Origin of the sequence: Neiella litorisoli, assembly GCF_014773395.1 — a bacterium.
In the GTDB taxonomy this organism is placed as follows: domain Bacteria; phylum Pseudomonadota; class Gammaproteobacteria; order Enterobacterales; family Neiellaceae; genus Neiella; species Neiella litorisoli.
This window is the reverse complement of sequence record NZ_JACXAF010000031.1, coordinates 17,352-36,274: the sequence shown is the minus strand read 5'-3', so window position 1 is coordinate 36,274 and position 18,923 is coordinate 17,352. Positions and strand designations below refer to the sequence as shown.

The following is an 18,923-nucleotide window of genomic DNA, read 5'->3' as shown; positions in this document are numbered from 1 at the left end:
GCGAAGCTCGCTACTTCGGCGTTAACTGGCTGTCAGCAACACATTGATGTTTCGATAGCTATGGGCGAGAGCAAACCTTACCCCATGCTGACGCTCGAGCACGTCCATGTGTCGCTCTACATGCGGCATCCATGCCGGCTGAAGCACCTCTGTGCGTCATTTGCTACCTCTTTGCCTCGCTGTAGCTTTGAAAAGAGCACGTACGAATGAGGAGCAGCTTGGGAATTGGATAGGAGAGCTTCTGCCGCAGGGAAGCGGCAGCAGAGCCTACATGGAAGTATTTATGGCGTCTCGACTGGACAAGTCGCAAGCTGCGAAGCTCGCGACCCCTTGGTTGATTCTTCGAATCATCAAAGCAAGTTATGTCAACCTAAGCAATGCCACATTCCTGACAAGTCACGCATTCCAACACGCAGTTATTGTCGGTATCGAGCTTAGCGGCAACGTCACGAAGAGCCGTTCGCAAGCCTTCCTCAATTACTGGGTGGTAAAACGGCATGTCCAGCATTTGTGGAATGGTCATTTGCTGCTGATGTGCCCACGCCAGCAAATGAGCCATGTGTTCAGCCGCTGGGCCAATCATCTCGGCACCAATGAACAAGCCGGTGCCTTGTTCGGCATAAACCCGCAACATGCCCTTGTTCTTCAACATCACCCGACTACGGCCTTGGTTTTCAAAACTCACTTCACCGGTGATCAAACAATCACAAGAGCCTAAACGCTTTTGCGCATCGCGGTAAGTCATGCCCACCATGGCAATCTGCGGATCGCTGAACACCACGCTAATGGCGCTGCGACGCAAGCCGTTTTCAAGATTCGGCGCGCGGCCAGCATTGTCGCCTGCGATTCGGCCCTGATCGGCAGCTTCATGGAGCAGCGGCAATTGATTACTGGCATCGCCGGCAACAAAGATATGCTCCAACGATGTTTGCATGGTCAGCGGGTCGGCCACTGGCACACCGCGATCATCAAGCTCAATTGATAGCTTTTCTAAACCCAATTTATCGACATTGGGTCGTCTGCCGGTGGCTGCAACAACGTAATCCACCCTAATGGTTTGTGTTTCATTGTTGTCATCCAGATAGGTGATTTCTACTTGATCGCCGTCGCGCTTAATCGATTCGACTCGGGCATCGGCCATCAACGGGAATTCTTCAGCAAAGGTTTTATTGGCATAAGCCATCACGTCTGGGTCGGTTAATGGGCCCACTTGGCCGCCAACACCAAACAAGTGAATGTTGACACCTAAGCGATGCATCGCCTGTCCTAACTCCAGACCAATGACACCGGGGCCGAATACGGCGACCGAGTTTGGCAGGTCATCCCAATCAAACACATCGTCGTTAATCAACAGCCGGTCACCGAGCTTGTCCCACAAGCCTGGGTAGGCGGGGCGAGAGCCGGTCGCGATGACGATACGAGCGGCGTGAACTTGGGTGTGATCATCAACCTGTAGGGTGTGGTCGCCAACAAAGCGAGCGTAGCCTTGAATTTTATCGTCAGCTGGAATGCTATCGACACCTTCAAGGACAAAGCCAACAAAGCGATCGCGCTCGAACTTCACGCGCTCCATCACACGCTTTCCTTCTACCTTGATGTCTCCTTCGACATCAACACCGAAAGGCGAGGTATGGCGGGCATGGTGGACCGCTTCAGCGGCGGCGATTAACAGTTTTGATGGCATGCAGCCAACCCGCGCACACGTCGTGCCGTATGGGCCGCCTTCAATCATGACGACTCGGTTGGCGTGTTCTTTAGCTGCTCGGTAGGCTGACAAGCCTGCGGTTCCGCCGCCAATGACAGCGACATCAACGGATAATTGTTTCATGGTGACTCCTACCACCGACCACCGGTAGAGAATAAATTAGCTTCAAAAAGAGGGGGCTTTCGCCCCCGAAATGAAATTGGAGAGACGGTGACTATTTACTTTGCCAAGTAGGCATCAAGCTCTTCGCTACCGCCGATGTGCTCGCCGTTGATGAATACTTGCGGCACGGTGCTGCGACCGGTAATGGCTTTGAGGCTGACCGTGGTGGCATCAGTGCCCAAAATCACTTCTTCATAACGAATACCGGCATCAATCAGTGCTTGCTTGGCCTTGGCACAGAACGGGCAGCCTGGCTTAGTAATAACGCTGACCGAGTCTGGCTTCGCCGCTTGTGGCGCAATGTAGCTCAGCATGGTGTCGGCATCTGACACTTCAAACGGGTCGCCTGGCTTTTGTGGCTCGATGAACATTTTTTCAATCACGCCGTTTTTCACCAGCATGGAGTAGCGCCAGCTGCGTTTGCCAAAGCCAAGCTCGGCTTTATCAACCAACAATCCCATGCCCTCTGCAAATTCACCGTTACCGTCTGGGATCACTTTGATGTTTTCTGCTTCTTGGTCAGCTAACCAAGCGTTCATGACAAAAGTGTCGTTCACACTCATACAGATGATGTCGTCAACGCCGTTGGCTTTAAATACATCTGCCAGTTCGTTGTAACGTGGCAAGTGCGTCGATGAACAGGTTGGGGTGAAAGCACCTGGCAGGGCAAATACAATCACTGTTTTGTTGGCGAATAAGTCGTCGGTGGTGACATTCACCCACTCATCACCTTGGCGAGTTGGGAACGTAACTTGTGGTACTGCTTGGCCTTCTTTATTAGCGAACATAATCAATCTCCGTAATGAGTAATTTGTCTGTTTCGAATCAACGGAGCTAAGTATGGCCTGAGTGTTTTGATAAATAAAATCGATTAAATCTATTTGTCTGATAGGTGTTTGTTTTTAGTTTGTTTGATCGGAATCATGGGGAGGCTGTTTTTTGACCTTGGCTTAACTGTATGAAAATTAAACTATGGTGGTGGCGATAATCCGCTTTTGCCGAATTTCTATGAAATTTTTGTGATCGTCGTGAATTACTTGAACACCGCCCGACATTATCTCAGCCCAAGTCACACAAGGGTTGCAACATTTCTGTAATTGCTGGGAAATAATTCATTCACAGAGATGAAGTCTTTTTGTCATTTTTCCCCATTAGCTTCTTCCTCGCTTATTTCACATGCGATTAATTCCGTCCTCGGAGAAGATAATGGAACTCAAAACCCTGTTTAAGCTCGGTGCAATTGCATCTGCACTGATCCTTGCTGGTTGTGGTGGCGACATCAATATTAAAACTGGCGACGACTCGGCTCCTGCGCCAGTTGACCCAACACCAACAGAAACTCCTCAAGAACAAGCCTATGGTGGCTTTGCTGAGAAAAGCACTGGAATCGCTGATCTGGACGGAAAACAAGTCTGGAAATTGAGCGGTTTGCTCCAGCCTGCAGCAGCTTCTGCCTCGACCTTTGCAACAGGTGGCCAAGACGGCAACGAAATTACCTTGGGTAACGATGTTGTTTGGGAATTAGATGGCCCAGTTGTGGTTGGTGGCGACAACGAAAATTCAGTTGTCTTGAACATTTTGCCTGGCACCAAATTCATCGGTGGCGACGGCGACTATTTGGTGGTGAGCCGTGGTTCACAAATCAATGCGGTCGGTACGGAAGATGCGCCAATCGTATTCACTTCTGTTGATGCTGCGCTAGGCCAAGAAGGCGAGCCGGGTCAGTGGGGTGGTTTGGTACTGCTTGGTAACGCACCGGTAAACACTTGCCCAGACTTGAATGCTTGTGACGCTTCGTTTGAAGTCGGTGACTTCCCGTACGGCGGTAACAACCCAGAAGATAATTCTGGTTCACTGAAATACGTTCGCGTTGAATTCGGTGGCTTTAAAATCAACGACACTCAGGAAATGAACGGCATCAGCTTCGCGGGTGTTGGTTCTGGTACTGAAGTTGAGTACATCCAAGTCCATGAAAACAACGACGATGGCGTTGAGTTCTGGGGTGGTAATGTGTCGCTGTCGAAAGTTGTGCTGACTAACAACTTCGATGATTCACTGGATTGGACCAACGGTTGGCAGGGTTCTGCACAGCACGTTCTGATCATGCAAAAAGACAATGGCTCAAACCGTGGTATCGAAGCGGACAGCAACAGCGATATCGACGCCGATCCAAAGTCAAACCCAACACTGGCTAACTTCACGATCTTGGTTGCCAACGGCACCAACGACGGTGGTGATGACGCCGAAGGGATCATCCTGCGTAAAGCAACAGCCGTGAACGCCTACAACATGTTGGTCAAAGGCGACGCTGACTCAGGTGAGTGTTTGGAAATCGACGGTGACAACACCGTTATTAATGCGCAAAACGGAGAGCTGGTATTCACTCACAGCTTGATTGACTGTGTTGAACCAACCAAAGACCAAAAAGTTGATGAAGACAACCAATTGGCGTACGACGTTCACGCTTGGTACACCGGCCAAGAAGGCAACCTGATTGGCGCATCGGCGCTGGACGGTTACATGCCAACCGCAAGCTCTGTTGCGTTGACTGGCGGTAAAGCGGATTTGGGTAATAGCGACGCTCGCTTGATGGATGCTGAGTACATCGGTGCATTCGACGGCACTAACGATTGGACCCTTGGCTGGACCACTGCAATCCATGACGATGATGGCGGCAGCACTCCGGTTGAGCTACAGCCATTAACGTCTTGCCCTGTGGGTACCACCCAAGAAATGGCCATTGACGGTCTCTACAAAGACGCTGATGTTGAGCTGATTTGTGGTCTGGAAGGCAATGTTCTGACTAACACCACGCTGTTGGCAGGCTCAAACGTGCTGTACAAGCTGTCTGGCGGTGCCGTGCTGGTTGGCGGTGACAACGAAAATTCAGCCACTCTTTCTATTCAAGCTGGCGTTGAAATCTTCTCTGAAGAAGACAGCTACCTGGCGATTAACCGTGGCTCGAAAATCATGGCCATGGGTAATGCTGACATGCCAATCGTGATGACGTCGCAAGAAGACGTGATTGTCGGTGGTGAAGGCGAGCGCGGTCAGTGGGGCGGCTTGGTATTGCTGGGTAACGGCCTAACCAACAAGTGTCCTGACAAGAATGCTTGTGATGCGTCTTTTGAAGTGGGCGACCACGCTTACGGCGGTAACGACAACACCGATAGCAGCGGTACTATCAGCTACGTTGTGGTGAAGTACGCTGGCTTCAAAATCAACGATACCCAAGAAATGAACGGCATCAGCTTCGCGGCTGTGGGTTCTGGTACTCAAGTTGACCACATTCAGGTTCACGCTAACGGTGATGACGGCGTTGAATTCTGGGGCGGTGCTGTGAACCTGAAGTATGTCTACCTGACTCATAACTTCGATGACTCGTTAGACTGGACGAACGGCTGGCAAGGTAAAGCGCAGTTTGTCTACATCACTCACGAAGATGGCTTTGCTAACCGTGGTTTCGAGGGCGACAGTCACAAGAACGATGGTGACACGCCAACTTCTCACCCACTGATCTCAAACGTCACAATCCTGCCGGGTGTTGATGTTGAGAATGGTTCAGGTGACAAAGGCGAAGGCATCATCTTGCGCGTCGCCACTGAAGCTGAAATCTACAACATGGTGATTCAAGGCCGTAAAGGTTCCACTAGCGACACTGAATCAGGTGAGTGTATTGAGCTGGACGGTACTTACCCATCACTGGTTGATGGTGTCAACAGCGGTGCATTGCTGATTGAACACAGTGTCGTTGACTGTAACGAACCGTTCAAAGGCACAGAAATGGGTGCTGTAGATGTTGAAACTTGGTTCCTCAGCTTGACTGGCAACAGTGCGCAAGCAGTGAGCCTGACCGATGGTATGCCTGCTGCAGGCGACAGCGTTCTGCTGGGCACTGGTAAAGATGCAAGTACTGTCGATTCCTGGTTCGATTCAACCGACTACATCGGTGCATTTGACGGCGAAAACGACTGGCGTGAAGGTTGGGCTTACACCCCTAACTAAACCCCGCCGATAGCCGAGGAGCAAAGCTCCTCGGCGAGTTCTCGCAAATCTAAGTAGTTTCGAATGTTCGTCGGGTTACCCAATCACGGTAACCCGAATTTGAATTGCACACAGGATAGTCACAGTATGAAAACCAAGCCGAGTTTTACCACCAGCAAAGTGAGTGTTGCAGTTGCCAGTGCGCTGTCTGCCGCCGCAATATTCACGGCAACCCCAGTGTTCGCTGCCGAGGAAGAGGCGCAACCGGGTTATGCGGGCGATGATGTAGAAGTCATTGCGGTAACGGCTCGACTCAAAAGCGCCGCTTCCGAGGTCATGGAAGAACGCCGCGAGCAAGCCTATGTAGCAGACTTGATGGGTTCTGACCAAATTTCGCGTACTGGCGATAGCGATGCCGCTGCAGCCTTGCGTCGTGTCACCGGTTTGACCTTGAAAGATGGCAAATTTATTTATGTCCGTGGTTTAGGTGAGCGTTACTCAAGTACCTCTCTAAACGGCGCCATTGTTCCTTCACCCGACCCAACCCGAAATGTTGTGCCGTTGGATATGTTCCCTGCCTCGATTATTGAGTCGTTGTCGGTGCAAAAAGCAGGCTCGCCTAATGCGCCAGCGGCATTTGGTGGTGGTCACGTTGATATTCGCACCAAAGCGATCCCAACCGATTTCTTTTTCAAGTTTGGTCTCGGTACTCGATACAACACCAATGACTCAGATGATGCGTACACCTATTCCGGTGGTGACGATGAGTGGAAAGGCAAAGACGATGGCACGCGCGCTTTCCCACACAGTATTGAGCAGGCCTATTCGACCTACGGCGGCATTGATCCAATTAGTGACATCTTGCCGGTGGTGGGTGATTTAGATCAGGCACGCCAAGTCAACCGTGAATTGGCGTTAGATATGCACCGTGATATGACGGTGAAAGCCGAAGACACCGATTTTGCTTATCGCGGTAATGTCGCGATTGGTAATAGCTGGGATCTAGGCAAAGATACAATTTTTGGTTTTGTTGCGGCCGGTTACTACAAACGCCAGCAAGAAAACTATGAAGAGTTGGATGTTGAATTGGCCGACGAGAACGGCACCATCAACAACTCCAAAGAAGTGGTCGGTACCGATTCGATTGTTCAGTGGTCAGCCTTGCTCAACATGGGCTTTGAGATTGACGAGAACAACAAGATTGAAACCTATACTACGTATCTTCGTGATACCTCTGATGATGTTTCGATTGCCATTGAAGAAACCATCGACACCATCTCTGAGCCAAACGCGCTGCAGGTTTATAGCATTGAGTATGAAGAGCGCACCCTGATTAGTAATCAGGCCAAAGGAACTCACTTCTTGCCAGGCTTGTATGACATTGAACTGAACTGGTTCTACTCTGATGCCCGTGCTGAGCGTTATGCGCCGAACGAATTAAGCTACACCTATGGTGTGGTCTTTGATGAAGATACGGGTGATATCACCAGTCGCCGCTTGAATACTCAAGATGAGCCAAAGTACGTCTACACCCGCTTGGATGACGATACCGAAAACACCGGTTTTGAGGTCAAACTGCCGATTCAATTTGCCGGTGCCGAAGTTACTGTCAGCGGCGGTTACAGCTACTTTGAACGTCACCGTGAAAACTATGCGACTCGTTTAGGGTTTGAGGCGGATAAGTTCGGTAATGACATACTGGAGCTGGAATTTTCAGACATCTTCACCGATGAAAATATCCTCGATGAAGATAAAGACTTTGAACTGAAAGATGCGTCCACGGCGACTGAAGATTACGTTGCGGCTGAGATGATCGATGCAGGCTTCTTTGCTTTTGATGCCAACTTCGATGATGTTTGGCGCTTGACCGGTGGTCTTCGTTACGAAGATTTCCGCCGCACCACGCTGCCAATTGACCCCGATGGCAATATCTCTGACGAAGGCGGTCGCTACGACATCACCGATTATGTGGTTGTTGAAGACGGCTGGTATCCATCTTTGTCGGCCACTTGGCAGCAAAGCGAGCAAATGCAATGGCGTTTTGGCGCCAGTAAAACCATTGTTCGCCCTGACTTGCGTGAAGTGTCGCCGGTTCGATTCCAAGATCCAGTTACTGGCATCGATTCATTCGGTAACCCAGAGGTGGAAAGCTCCGATATCATCAATGTCGATGTTCGCTGGGAATGGTACATGGAGTCCGGCAGCAACCTGAGCGTGGGTGCTTTCTATAAAGACTTGGAAGCGCCAATTGAGCCGGTTCAACGTATTACCGAAGCGGGTCGTCAGCAGAAGTACTACAACGCAGATTCGGGTTACATCTACGGTATTGAAACGGAATTCCTGCGTGATTTCTCGTTCATTGATTCCGACTCAGAAATCCTTGAAGGCATGTTTATCGCCGGTAACCTGACTTTAAGCGACTCTGAAATTGAGATTAAGCCAAACAGCGAGATTGACCCGACTAACACCAAGCGTCGGATGACGGGTCATTCTGAATATGTGGCGAACTTGCAATTCAGCTTCGACTCGCCGGATGGTTGGCACAGCACGACGCTGGTTTACAACGTCTTTGGTAAGCGTATCGCCTGGGGTGGTAGCGCGGGCTTGGATGATGTTTACGAGCAACCGTTCCACAGCTTGGATTTCACCTACACCTTGTTCCCAACCGATAGCTTGGACATCAAATTCAAAGCCAAAAACATTCTTGGCGAAGAGTCTGAATACAAGCAAAACGGTCACAAAACGTATTGGAAAGATCCAGGTACTGAGTTCACCTTGCAGTTCTCTTACGAGTACTAAGGCAAGCAGCGAATTCAACAGCAACATAGCCGATCTGGACACCAGATCGGCAGCCCAAATAACTATAACTATCTATCGCACTTACACTCCGTCAAGCACCGCAAGGTGCTTTTTTTTATGCCCAAGGATGGGCGGTATGCCGCGGGCGTCCGCTAATCAGCATTGCAGAGGCAGCTAACAAGGCACTGAGGTGCTTCAGCCGGCATGGATGCCGGGTGCAGAGCGCTCCAAGGAAGGACTTGAGCGTCACCGAAGGGGATTGTTGGCTGGCGATGAAGCTGCAGACTTAGTTTTCGCAGCTTGCGAGTTGTCTAGTCGAGACGCCGTAAAATCATCCATGATGGCTCTGCTGCCGCTTCCCTGCGGCAGAAGCTCTCCTATCCAATTCCCAAGCTGCTCTTAGACCGCATGTGCGTATGCCCGCTTATCAGCATTGTTTGCCATCGCCGAATTGTACTTTCCAAGCTTGTATTGGTTGAGATTGCGCCGACGCTTATAGGGCGGTAGTAAACCTTGCAACTTGCTGCTTCAGGCGGCATGGATGCCGCATGTAGAGCGACACATGGAAGTGCTTGAGCGTCAGCATGGGGTAAGGTTTGCTATCGTCAACGCCCACACAAACCTCAATCTGCCCTTAGTTCGTCTGTGCCTTGCTGGGGTTTAACGGCAATCTTTGACAAATTGTTTTACAACCGCTGACTTGCAAGTTTGCCAGCAGTGATTAACAGTGAAGTGATGAACTTGCCGATGTAAAACAATGGGGTATTGATGAGCGAAGAGCAGCCTCTGCCGCTAGTGCTAGCTGGCCCAATCCTCCGCCATGTCTCAGCGAATCATTTCGGCTGCTGGCTGGTGACATCTGAGCCGGTTCGTTGCCAGCTGCAATTACAGCCAGAGTCTTGCGATGAAATGCGCTTTGAGCTGAGCGAACAGCTGGTCAGCTACCGCGCTGCTCAACATGTTTGGATCCATCAAATCCAATTACCCTTAGAGCCGGCGTTACCAGAATCCGGTTGGGTTAACTACGAATTGCTGCTGCAGCGCCAAGGGCGGCATGACTGGCTTGGTTTTGCCGATTGGGGAGATGCCTCGCTGTGCTATCCCAACCGCACCTCATTGGGATTTCAACTCCAGCCCTCGTTAACCAAGTTACTCCACGGTTCCTGTCGAAAACCCCATCATGACTCGGTGGATGGGCTGGTCGAAGCGGATTGCTTGTTGGCTCAAAACAAGGCTGAACAATGGCCGCAGCTACTTATTCTCAGCGGCGATCAAATCTATTGCGATGATGTCGCAGCGCCCATGCTCCGAGCGATTCATCAAGCAATTGCCCGTCTTGGCTTTGACGACGAAGCCTTGCCGCAATGCCAAGTGCCCACCGCTCAGACGTTACATCGGGAGCAGCCTAGTTATTATCATCGCAGTGGTTTATTGCCGTTGACGCACTCTGGGCAAGCTGTCGTCGATAAATTATTTCGCGGTGTCAAAAAGCCTATTTTTACCTCTGACAGTGCCGAGAATCACCTGATTAGCTTGGCCGAAGTGCTCACCATGTATCTGATGGTGTGGTCGCCCACGCTATGGCATCAACACAGCACTCAATTGAGCGTCGAGCAATCCGCCAAACTCAGCCCCAAAGAGCAGCAAATTTACGCGCAACAACAAGCGATCATTAATAAATTTGCGGACGGTCTGCCAGCTGTCCGGCGCCTGTTGGCGCATTTGCCGACGGCGATGATTTTTGATGATCACGATGTTACCGATGACTGGAATTTGAGCGCTCGTTGGGAGCAAATTGCCTATTCAAATTCACTGTCAAAACGAATTCTTGGCAATGCATTGCTTGGCTATTATTTGTGCCAAGGGCAGGGCAACCGCTTGACCTCAGCGCCGAGTTCAGTGCAACAAATCATTCAGCAAGCACTGAGCGATGTCGGTCAGCAAGCCCACGATGATTGCCTTCAGCAGTTATTTGATAAGTCTGATTGGAGCTATCAGTGGCCACTGAATCCGCCTTTAGTTGTGCTCGATACTCGGACTCAGCGTTGGCGTTCGGAGCGTAGTTTTGACAAACCCTCTGGCTTGATGGACTTCGAATCAATCACCCAGCTTCAGCGCCAGATTGAGCAATTGCCAGCGGCAGTGCTGGTATCGCCGGCGCCAGTTTTTGGAGTTAAGTTGATTGAGGCAATTCAGCATGTGTTCACTTTCTTTGGCAAGCCTCTGATGGTGGATGCCGAGAGTTGGATGGCGCACCCCGGTGCGGCGCGAGCATTGCTGGATCTGTTTAAGCATCAGCAGACGCCCGAGCGATTTGTCATTCTGTCCGGCGATGTTCATTACTCATTCATGTTCGGTGTCCGGCTGCGTCACCAAGAGCATGCTTCGGATGTCTGGCAAATCACCAGCAGCGGTATTAAAAATGAGTTTCCGGATCGCTTGCTGAACACCTTAGATCGGCTCAATCGCTGGATTTATTCGCCGAAGTCTCCACTGAATTGGCTGACTAAACGGCGTGATATGGTGATCACGCCTTATGTGCCAGAGCAGCAAGACAAAGGCCGCCGATTACTCAATGCTGCCGGTATTGGTGTGGTTGAACTCGACGAGCTTGGTGCGCCGCGTCGAGTTTGTCAGCTTTGTGAAGGTGGCACGCTGGTCGAGTTCAAAGCGCGTCATTCGTCGTAGTCGTTGAGTTGCACCTGCTTGCGCCGATCTCAACTGTTTTTCGCGACTACTTGCTCAGGTATTGTTTCAGGTAGTTGAGGTGCGGTGTCAGGGTTAGCGACTTGACTTTGACTGCCTGCACACGCTCGATGATTTCATCGTAACCAAGGCCCAACTCGGCCAAGATCAGCGCAATCATTAAGCCGGTTCGGCCGGTGCCCCCTTTGCAATGCACGGCAAACGTCTTGTTTGCTTTGGCAGCTGCAATGACTGCTGTTTTATCGCGAGTCCAAGCGGCTTCAAAATCTTCCTCAGGAGCGCAGTCATCTTCGACAGGGAAGTGATACCAATCTACCGCCAATTGTTGACATAACTCGGGTATGGCGGTGACTTCATTTTTGACCATTTCTTCTGCTGGCATCATGGTGATCAGTACCTCTGCACCAGCATCTTTCAGTGTTTGCAAAGAGTCTGATAGCGACTGATCTTTGGTGCCAGGGCACGGGGTGAACAGTAAAGTTAATTGATTGAACGTTAGCGTTTGATATGGATGTGTGCTCATGGTGATGTCTTTCTGTTTGTTGGGTAGCGGTGAGGCTAGCAGCCTAATGTTTCAGTGATGGCCGTGCTGAGATGATCGGCAATGTACTGGTGCTGTTCGAGATTGGGATGGTTATCTGAGCCAGACAGACCATCAGCTAAGGTAGCCACCTCGACATAATGGCAGGGAATGCCAAGCGTCTTGCCGTTGTTAACCACTTGCTTTAAATAGGTCGCTTGCTGCAAGCAATCAGCGACCATTTGATTTGGTGCGAGCACCACGAATATTGGTGTTGCAGGGTAATGGTTTGCGAGGTCATGAATAAAATTACTGTAAGCCGTGACAAACTTATCCTGGTCGGCCATGCCAGCAACAAAATCATTGGTACCAAGGTTGATGACCACGGCATCTGCAGCCCAGCTGGCTAGCTCCCAGCGAGCGTCGCTGTAAAAATGACATTGCTGATAAAAGTTCGGCAAGCTGAATTTTTCATTCCCATCAAAACGACGATAAATTCCCTCGCCGGAATAAGCCACCACGCTAGCATCGGCGTTCAACTGCTTGGCGACCAGTGCCGGAAAGGCTTTGCAGGCATTGGAATGAGCCGGTTGATAGCCAGCCGCGGCGCTTTCATTGCCATAACCACAACTAATTGAATCGCCATAAAACTCGATTTTTCTCGGCCGTGGCGTTGCTGGCGAGGCCGTCGGCGCGGCGTCTGAGCGAAACAGTTCGAGGCCGACAAAATGACTGACGCCAGTCAGAGATTCTGTGCGGCGATAAAGGCCAAGCTCAAACCCCTCTTGTGGCAAGTTGTCGTCGCCATCGCATAGTAAATATTGGTTCTGGCTTGGTTGGCAGCAAATGGTTCTAAGCCAGCGATCATTGATAAATACATCGTAATAGCTTGGTACAGGCGCAATGCCTTGTTCCTGGGTCAGTAGCAATCGTACTTGTTCGGCTTGGAGTTGAACTCTGATGCCAGTATATGGCCAAGAGTGGCTCGCTTGGCCAGCAACTGAATGGTCGAAACGGCCGCAGTAATGCAAGGCCGAGTGATCGGCATTAATGATTAAAGGATTCATCCGATTAAGCTAAAACGACAAAAGTCGCATTGTAGCCCAGTTAAAGGCGGGTAAGATTGATCCCAGCAACGGCGCAAACAAAAAACCACCAGCAAGCTGGTGGTTTTGGTCATCATCAATAATGAATTGATTAATCGTAGGCTTCGTTGTGAACACCAACGGTACGGCCAGATGGGTCGTTGAGGTTTTGGAAGCTCTCATCCCATGCCAGCGCTTCAGGCGTTGAACAAGCCACTGACTTGCCGTGTGGCACTGTCTTCAACACGGTATCCACTTTGCCGAAGTGATCTTCGAAAATGCTGCGATAGAAGTATGCTTCTTTGCTGTCTGGCGTGTTGATTGGGAACTTGTACTCGGCGTTAGCCAGCTCCTGATCAGACACTTCGGTTTCAGTCATTTCTTTGAGGGTATCAATCCAGCTGTAGCCAACACCATCAGAGAACTGTTCTTTTTGACGCCAAGCAACACTTTCTGGCAGATAGTGAGCAAAAGCTTCGCGCAAGATGTGTTTTTCCATCTTACCGTTGCTGCCGCACATCTTGTCTGCAGGGTTAATTCGCATCGCCACATCCATGAACTTCTTATCCAAGAATGGTACGCGGGCTTCAACACCCCAAGCTGACATTGCTTTGTTCGCACGCAGGCAATCGAACAAGTTCAGCTTGTCCAACTTGCGCAGCAATTCTTCATGGAATTCCTGAGCATTCGGCGCTTTGTGGAAGTACAAGTAACCACCAAAGATCTCGTCAGCGCCTTCGCCTGACAGCACCATTTTGATGCCCATGGCTTTAATCTGACGCGCCATCAAATACATTGGCGTCGATGCGCGAATGGTGGTGACATCGTAGGTTTCAAGGTGGTAAATCACGTCGCGAATAGCGTCGAGGCCTTCTTGCACCGTGAAGTGAATTTCGTGGTGAACGGTGCCAATGTGATCGGCAACCTTTTGCGCCGCCAGCAGATCCGGAGAACCTTTCAAGCCAACCGCAAAAGAGTGCAGGCGAGGCCACCAAGCTTCTGATTTCTCATCATCTTCAACTCGGCGCTTCGAGTACTTCTGAGCAATCGCCGAAGTGACCGATGAATCCAGGCCGCCCGACAGCAAAACACCGTATGGTACGTCAGACATCAAGTGACTCTTGACCGATTCTTCGAGCGCTTCGCGCAGTTCTGCCACAGAGCTTTGGTTGTCTTTGACCGCGTCATAGCTGTGCCAGTCACGGTTGTAGTAACGCGTCATTTCGCCAGTGGTGCTGTCAAGGTAGTGACCCGGAGGGAAGGTTTCAACGCGGTTACAAACCGGTGTTAGCGCCTTCATTTCTGACGATACGTAGAAGTTGCCGTGCTCATCCCAACCAATGTACAGCGGAATGATACCGATGTGGTCGCGGGCGATGAGATAGCTGTCTTTTTCTTCGTCGTATAAGCAGAACGCGAACATGCCGTTGAGTTTGTCGACAAAGTTGACGCCGTGTTCTTGGTACAGCGCCAGAATCACTTCACAGTCAGAGCGTGTCTGAAATTCAAAGTCGATGCCGAGATTGGCTTCTAACTCTTTGTGATTATAGATTTCGCCATTAACAGCGAGGGCATGTGTTTTGCTCGGATTATAAAGCGGCTGCGCGCCATTTTCGACGCCAACAATAGACAGACGTTCGTGGGCCAGAATGGCATTATCACTGGTATAAATACCAGACCAATCAGGGCCGCGGTGACGCATCAACTTTGATAGTTGTAGCGCTTGCTTACGCAGCTCGGAGACATCAGATTTGATGTCAAGAATACCGAGAATAGAACACATACGTACTCCTTATGATTTTCTTTCCCAACGTGAGAGGCCAGACTCACACTTAGTTGGCGCAGACCGCATTACAGCGGCTTATTTAGACTGGTCACTTTGCACCATAAACGGATAAGGCGCAAGCGCAGAACGGAGTTAAAAGTGATTTTTTATTCATTTAACCGCATAAAAATGCGAAAGCTGCTGAAATCATAAAAAAAGCGGCACCGAAGTGCCGCTGATGACTAACTAAAAATAAGAATTAATTACTGAACGTTTTCTTGTTCCGTGAAGACGCCAGCAAACAATGCGCTCGATAGGTAACGCTCTGCTGCACTTGGCAAGATCACAACGATCTTTTTATCTGGGTACTCGGCGGCCAAACGCTGAGCAGCAACAACTGCGGCGCCTGAGCTGATACCAGCCAAAATACCTTCTTTTTCCATTAATTCGCGGGCTGTGGCAATCGCATCTTCGCTGCTTACTTGCTCAACACGATCAACCAAATCCAAATCCAAGTTGCCTGGGATGAAACCAGCGCCAATGCCTTGAATTTTGTGAGGACCAGGAGTCAGCTCTTCACCGGCTTTCGCTTGGGTGATCACTGGTGACTCTACTGGCTCAACAGCAACGCTGATGATGTTTTTGCCCTGAGTTTCTTTGATATAACGGCTAACGCCGGTAATGGTACCGCCAGTACCGACACCTGCGATGAAGATATCTACTTCGCCATCGGTATCGTTCCAGATTTCTGGACCGGTGGTGTTAACGTGGATTTCTGGGTTCGCTGGGTTATCAAACTGGCCCAGTAGCAAGTATTTGTCTGGATCGCCATCGCGCAGTTCTTCTGCTTTGGCAATCGCGCCTTTCATACCTTTAGCGCCATCGGTTAATACCAAGTCAGCACCCAAGGCTTTGAGCAGCTTGCGGCGCTCAAGACTCATGGTGTTTGGCATGGTTAGAATTAATTTATAACCACGGGCAGCTGCAACGAAGGCTAGGGCAATACCTGTGTTACCGCTGGTTGGCTCAACCAGCACTTTATCTTTGGTCAGAATGCCTTTCTTTTCAGCATCCCAAATCATGTTTGCGCCGATGCGACACTTTACCGAAAAGCTTGGGTTACGGGCTTCAACTTTGGCATAGACGTTGCCGCTTTCTACGACGCGATTTAATTTTACTAACGGCGTGTGACCAATCGACGCCGAATTATCTTCATATACTTTCATACCCAAGTCCTTGAGTCGGTTTGTAGGATCGAACGCTAGCATAGGCGTTAATATCCACACTGCAAAGTCAACTTTGTTATATCGTTATTGCACATTATTCCAGTTTGGTCATAACGATATGGAATATACCGAGAGGCCATCTACCGCTCCGCCTTATCGTCTCAGATTTTATTCAGCAGTAACTGAATATGTTGACTAAGTTGTCTATGACAACGAACTCTTTTTCTCACGTTTATTTCTCTCGTTTAGTGTGTTGACGGTGTTGGTGTGCTCGGTCTGGGCTGTTAGCTCGCCAGCGCGTTTGGGCCTCTCAAGGAATGGAGCTGACATGCTGTATCAAAATTTAGCGTTACTCGCGGCATTTGCCTGCATCTATAGTTTGCTGGCCGGTGGCATGTCGCGGATCTGGTTTAATGGCGCCGTGATTTTCACCTTATTTGGCGTTGTGATGGGGCCGCTAGGGTTAGATTGGCTGCGCTTGTCGATGGATGCCGATGGTTTGCGGCTGATTGCTGAATTGACGCTGGCCATGGTTCTGTTTGCCGATTCGGCCAAAGCTGATCTGACGGTACTCAAGCGCAATGTGCGTATTCCTGAGCGCTTGTTGGTGATTTCTCTGCCAATGACCATCGTCTTGGGGTTTGGCGCAGCTTGGTTGTTATTCGACGATTTAACCCTGTTGGAAATGGCTATTTTGGCGACCATGTTGGCGCCAACAGATGCTGCGCTGGGTAAAGCGGTGGTGAGTGACGAGTCGGTCCCTGCGCCGATCCGAGAAGGTTTAAATTTCGAGAGCGGCCTGAATGATGGGATCTGTGTGCCGATTTTGTTCGTATTGTTGGCGCTGGCAGAAGGCCAAAGTGGTGATCATGGGGTGTCGTTGCTGGCGATTCACTACATGGCATCAGAAATTGGTCTTGGGGTATTGGTTGCGGCATTGGTCGCTTTGCCCGGCGCCTGGCTGTTAAAACAAAGCCACGACAAAGGTTGGCTTGAAGAGTCTTGGTTGCAAGTACCTGTGGTGGCGTTAGCCATTGCTTGTTTCGCTATTGCTCAAGCCATTGGCGGTAGCGGTTTTATCGCCGCCTTTGTGGGCGGCTTGCTGTTCGGTTGGCGGACCGCTCATCACCCGCTAAAACACGATTTACTCGAACGAGCCGAAGGTGCAGGCGATTCCTTATCGCTTGTTACTTGGGTCACCTTTGGCGCTGTGGTTGTATCAAAGTCGTTAGGCGCCTTCGATTGGACGATTTTGTTATATGCCGTACTGAGTTTGACTGTGATCCGGATGTTGCCGGTGTTTTTGGTGTTAACCGGATTAAAGCTGGGAACCGGAGAAAAGCTATTTATCGGCTGGTTTGGCCCCCGAGGGCTGGCTAGCATCGTCTTTGCTGTCATTGTTTTTAATAGTTCATTGGCCGGTGTTCACACCCTGACGATGACCGTGGTATGCACCATTATTCTCAGTGTGCTGTTCCATGGTGTCAGCGCCAATCCGCTAGTGGCTTGGATTGCCAGTCGGGCGCAACGCGCTCGGGAATAGCAGCTCTTGGCGCTGAGCAATGCACGAGACCTTTTGATTCTCCGCTAACTTGCGGTACTGTTTGCGCTTTGCCAGCGCCCAAGCTGGCCACAGGACGTATGTCTTACACGGAGAGTCGTCATGGCAGCGCAGTTCGGCCTATTTATCATTTCTCTTATCGCCAATACCTTTTCGGCCTTTTCCGGCGGAGGCGCGGGCTTGTTGCAATTCCCCGCATTAATTTTCCTTGGTTTGCCCTTTGCTATTGCGCTGGCGACGCACAAAGTGGCGTCGGTTGCGTTGGGCGTCGGCGCGGCTTTTCGTCATTACAAAGAGCGCAATCTTCACTTGCAATTATCGCTGTTAATGGTGGTCAGTGGCGTGCCCGGCGTTTTGTTGGGCGCTTGGGGAATTTTGGCAGTACCTGAACAAGCCGCTCAAATTGCCTTGGGTTTATTGACCATCGGGCTTGGCATTTATTCGGTCTGTAAACCCAAATTAGGGACCGAAAACCTATTCAGCGAGTTGACGCCATCACACGCAGTGACCGCAGGTTTAGGGTTATTTGTGATTGGCATTCTCAATGGATCGCTGACTTCAGGAACCGGCCTGTTTGTCACCCTATGGCTGGTCAGTTATCTCAAACTCGATTATCAGCGAGCCGTTGCTCACACCTTGGTCTGGGTTGGCGTTGTGTGGAATGGCACCGGCGCAGGATTATTAGGAGTACTCGGCCAGGTTCATTGGAGCTGGCTACCGGCGCTGCTGGCGGGGTCGTTATTAGGTGGCTATTTTGGTGCCCATTTGAGCATTAAAAAGGGCAGTCAGGTCATCAAACGCGCTTTTGAAACCGTCACCATTTTGGTCGGTCTCGCTTTACTGGTGAAATCATTTTAATGAACTTAGCGTCTGTTCAATTCGACATATAACTGTCATCGGAGGTTGCTATCGTCGGGCCTTTTGCACCGAATCGACTAGGAACTCACGACATGAACCAACGCAAGGGAATGGCACGTATCATTGCCGCGACAGGCTATTCCTATAAGGGATTTAAAGCGGCTTGGAAGCACGAAGAAGCGTTTCGACAAGAGGTGGTGTTATTGCTGGTCATGGCGCCGCTGGCGTTCTTGCTTGGCGATGGCTTTACCGAGCAAGTGATTTTATTGGGAAGTGTCGTCCTGGTGGTGATTGTTGAGCTGCTGAATTCTGCCGTTGAAGCCATTACGGATCGAGTATCAACCGACTACCACAAACTCAGCGGGCGGGCCAAAGATATGGGATCTGCCGCTGTTTTTCTTGCTCTTTTTCTAATGATCTTGGTGTGGGCAATTAAGCTTTATCAATTATTGGTGTAACCTCCTGTTTTGATCTCGAGTGTGGTTAACGGCGTTAATCACACCACATATCTGTACCACATCTCTACGAGTTCCATCGACTCGATAACTGATT

Annotated in this window: 13 protein-coding genes; 7 read left to right on the top strand and 6 right to left on the bottom strand. The window is 50.3% G+C overall.

The window, feature by feature from the left end:
• Positions 1–210, top strand: a 210-nt coding sequence (locus IC617_RS18910; RefSeq protein ID WP_224746105.1) for a hypothetical protein, incomplete at its 5' end; no start/stop codon positions are given.
• Positions 211–370: 160 nt separating this feature from the next.
• Here IC617_RS18910 and IC617_RS17540 read toward each other — a convergent pair.
• Complete coding sequence (locus IC617_RS17540) at positions 371–1,828, bottom strand: dihydrolipoyl dehydrogenase (protein WP_191146289.1); 1,458 nt, start codon at positions 1,826–1,828, stop codon at positions 371–373.
• 95 nt (positions 1,829–1,923) lie between these two features.
• The gene (locus tag IC617_RS17535; protein ID WP_191146288.1) at positions 1,924–2,655 is read right to left on the bottom strand and encodes a glutathione peroxidase; all 732 of its coding nucleotides are present in this window, start codon (positions 2,653–2,655) and stop codon (positions 1,924–1,926) included.
• A 418-nt stretch (positions 2,656–3,073) separates the two neighbouring features.
• Here IC617_RS17535 and IC617_RS17530 point away from each other — a divergent pair, with 418 nt between their 5' ends.
• From IC617_RS17530 to IC617_RS17520, 3 genes are all read left to right on the top strand, one after another.
• A complete protein-coding gene (locus IC617_RS17530) occupies positions 3,074–5,872 on the top strand; it encodes a beta-helix domain-containing protein (RefSeq protein WP_191146287.1) in 2,799 nt (932 codons plus the stop codon).
• Positions 5,873–5,998: 126 nt separating this feature from the next.
• The gene (locus tag IC617_RS17525) at positions 5,999–8,650 is read left to right on the top strand and encodes a TonB-dependent receptor domain-containing protein (RefSeq protein WP_191146286.1); all 2,652 of its coding nucleotides are present in this window, start codon (positions 5,999–6,001) and stop codon (positions 8,648–8,650) included.
• A gap of 768 nt (positions 8,651–9,418) precedes the next feature.
• Positions 9,419–11,338 carry a metallophosphoesterase family protein gene (locus IC617_RS17520; RefSeq protein ID WP_191146285.1) on the top strand — a complete coding sequence of 640 codons (1,920 nt, stop codon included), beginning with the start codon at positions 9,419–9,421 and terminating at the stop codon, positions 11,336–11,338.
• 46 nt (positions 11,339–11,384) lie between these two features.
• Here the strand turns inward: IC617_RS17520 and IC617_RS17515 are convergent, their stop codons facing one another.
• From IC617_RS17515 to cysK, 4 genes are all read right to left on the bottom strand, one after another.
• Entirely contained in the window at positions 11,385–11,921 is a 537-nt protein-coding gene (locus IC617_RS17515) for a phosphatase domain-containing protein (RefSeq protein WP_224746106.1), read from the bottom strand.
• Positions 11,915–12,943, bottom strand: coding sequence for an SGNH/GDSL hydrolase family protein (locus tag IC617_RS17510; protein WP_191146283.1), 1,029 nt, complete (start codon positions 12,941–12,943; stop codon positions 11,915–11,917). Before IC617_RS17510 ends, IC617_RS17515 begins: the two co-directional genes overlap by 7 nt.
• 130 nt (positions 12,944–13,073) lie before the next feature.
• Positions 13,074–14,744, bottom strand: a complete 1,671-nt coding sequence (asnB, locus tag IC617_RS17505; RefSeq protein ID WP_191146282.1) for an asparagine synthase B — start codon at positions 14,742–14,744, stop codon at positions 13,074–13,076.
• 245 nt (positions 14,745–14,989) lie between these two features.
• Positions 14,990–15,952, bottom strand: a complete 963-nt coding sequence (gene cysK, locus IC617_RS17500; RefSeq protein ID WP_191146281.1) for a cysteine synthase A — start codon at positions 15,950–15,952, stop codon at positions 14,990–14,992.
• A 328-nt stretch (positions 15,953–16,280) separates the two neighbouring features.
• On the opposite strand from cysK, the gene IC617_RS17495 reads away from it, so the two are divergent.
• The 3 genes from IC617_RS17495 (at position 16,281) to IC617_RS17485 (ending at position 18,829) form a co-directional block, all read left to right on the top strand.
• Positions 16,281–17,495, top strand: a complete 1,215-nt coding sequence (locus tag IC617_RS17495; protein WP_191146280.1) for a cation:proton antiporter — start codon at positions 16,281–16,283, stop codon at positions 17,493–17,495.
• 120 nt (positions 17,496–17,615) lie between these two features.
• A complete protein-coding gene (locus IC617_RS17490) occupies positions 17,616–18,371 on the top strand; it encodes a sulfite exporter TauE/SafE family protein (RefSeq protein WP_191146279.1) in 756 nt (251 codons plus the stop codon).
• A gap of 92 nt (positions 18,372–18,463) precedes the next feature.
• Positions 18,464–18,829, top strand: a complete 366-nt coding sequence (locus IC617_RS17485) for a diacylglycerol kinase (protein ID WP_191146278.1) — start codon at positions 18,464–18,466, stop codon at positions 18,827–18,829.
• Positions 18,830–18,923 lie beyond the last annotated feature (94 nt).

What these genes read in the sequence shown, in the direction of transcription:
- IC617_RS17540 (WP_191146289.1), bottom strand. Translation starts at nt 1,828, where the DNA reads ATGAAACAATTATCCGTTGATGTCGCTGTCATTGGCGGCGGAACCGCA.
- IC617_RS17535 (WP_191146288.1), bottom strand. Translation starts at nt 2,655, where the DNA reads ATGTTCGCTAATAAAGAAGGCCAAGCAGTACCACAAGTTACGTTCCCA.
- IC617_RS17530 (WP_191146287.1), top strand. Translation starts at nt 3,074, where the DNA reads ATGGAACTCAAAACCCTGTTTAAGCTCGGTGCAATTGCATCTGCACTG.
- IC617_RS17525 (WP_191146286.1), top strand. Translation starts at nt 5,999, where the DNA reads ATGAAAACCAAGCCGAGTTTTACCACCAGCAAAGTGAGTGTTGCAGTT.
- IC617_RS17520 (WP_191146285.1), top strand. Translation starts at nt 9,419, where the DNA reads ATGAGCGAAGAGCAGCCTCTGCCGCTAGTGCTAGCTGGCCCAATCCTC.
- IC617_RS17510 (WP_191146283.1), bottom strand. Translation starts at nt 12,943, where the DNA reads ATGAATCCTTTAATCATTAATGCCGATCACTCGGCCTTGCATTACTGC.
- asnB (WP_191146282.1), bottom strand. Translation starts at nt 14,744, where the DNA reads ATGTGTTCTATTCTCGGTATTCTTGACATCAAATCTGATGTCTCCGAG.
- cysK (WP_191146281.1), bottom strand. Translation starts at nt 15,952, where the DNA reads ATGAAAGTATATGAAGATAATTCGGCGTCGATTGGTCACACGCCGTTA.
- IC617_RS17495 (WP_191146280.1), top strand. Translation starts at nt 16,281, where the DNA reads ATGCTGTATCAAAATTTAGCGTTACTCGCGGCATTTGCCTGCATCTAT.
- IC617_RS17490 (WP_191146279.1), top strand. Translation starts at nt 17,616, where the DNA reads ATGGCAGCGCAGTTCGGCCTATTTATCATTTCTCTTATCGCCAATACC.
- IC617_RS17485 (WP_191146278.1), top strand. Translation starts at nt 18,464, where the DNA reads ATGAACCAACGCAAGGGAATGGCACGTATCATTGCCGCGACAGGCTAT.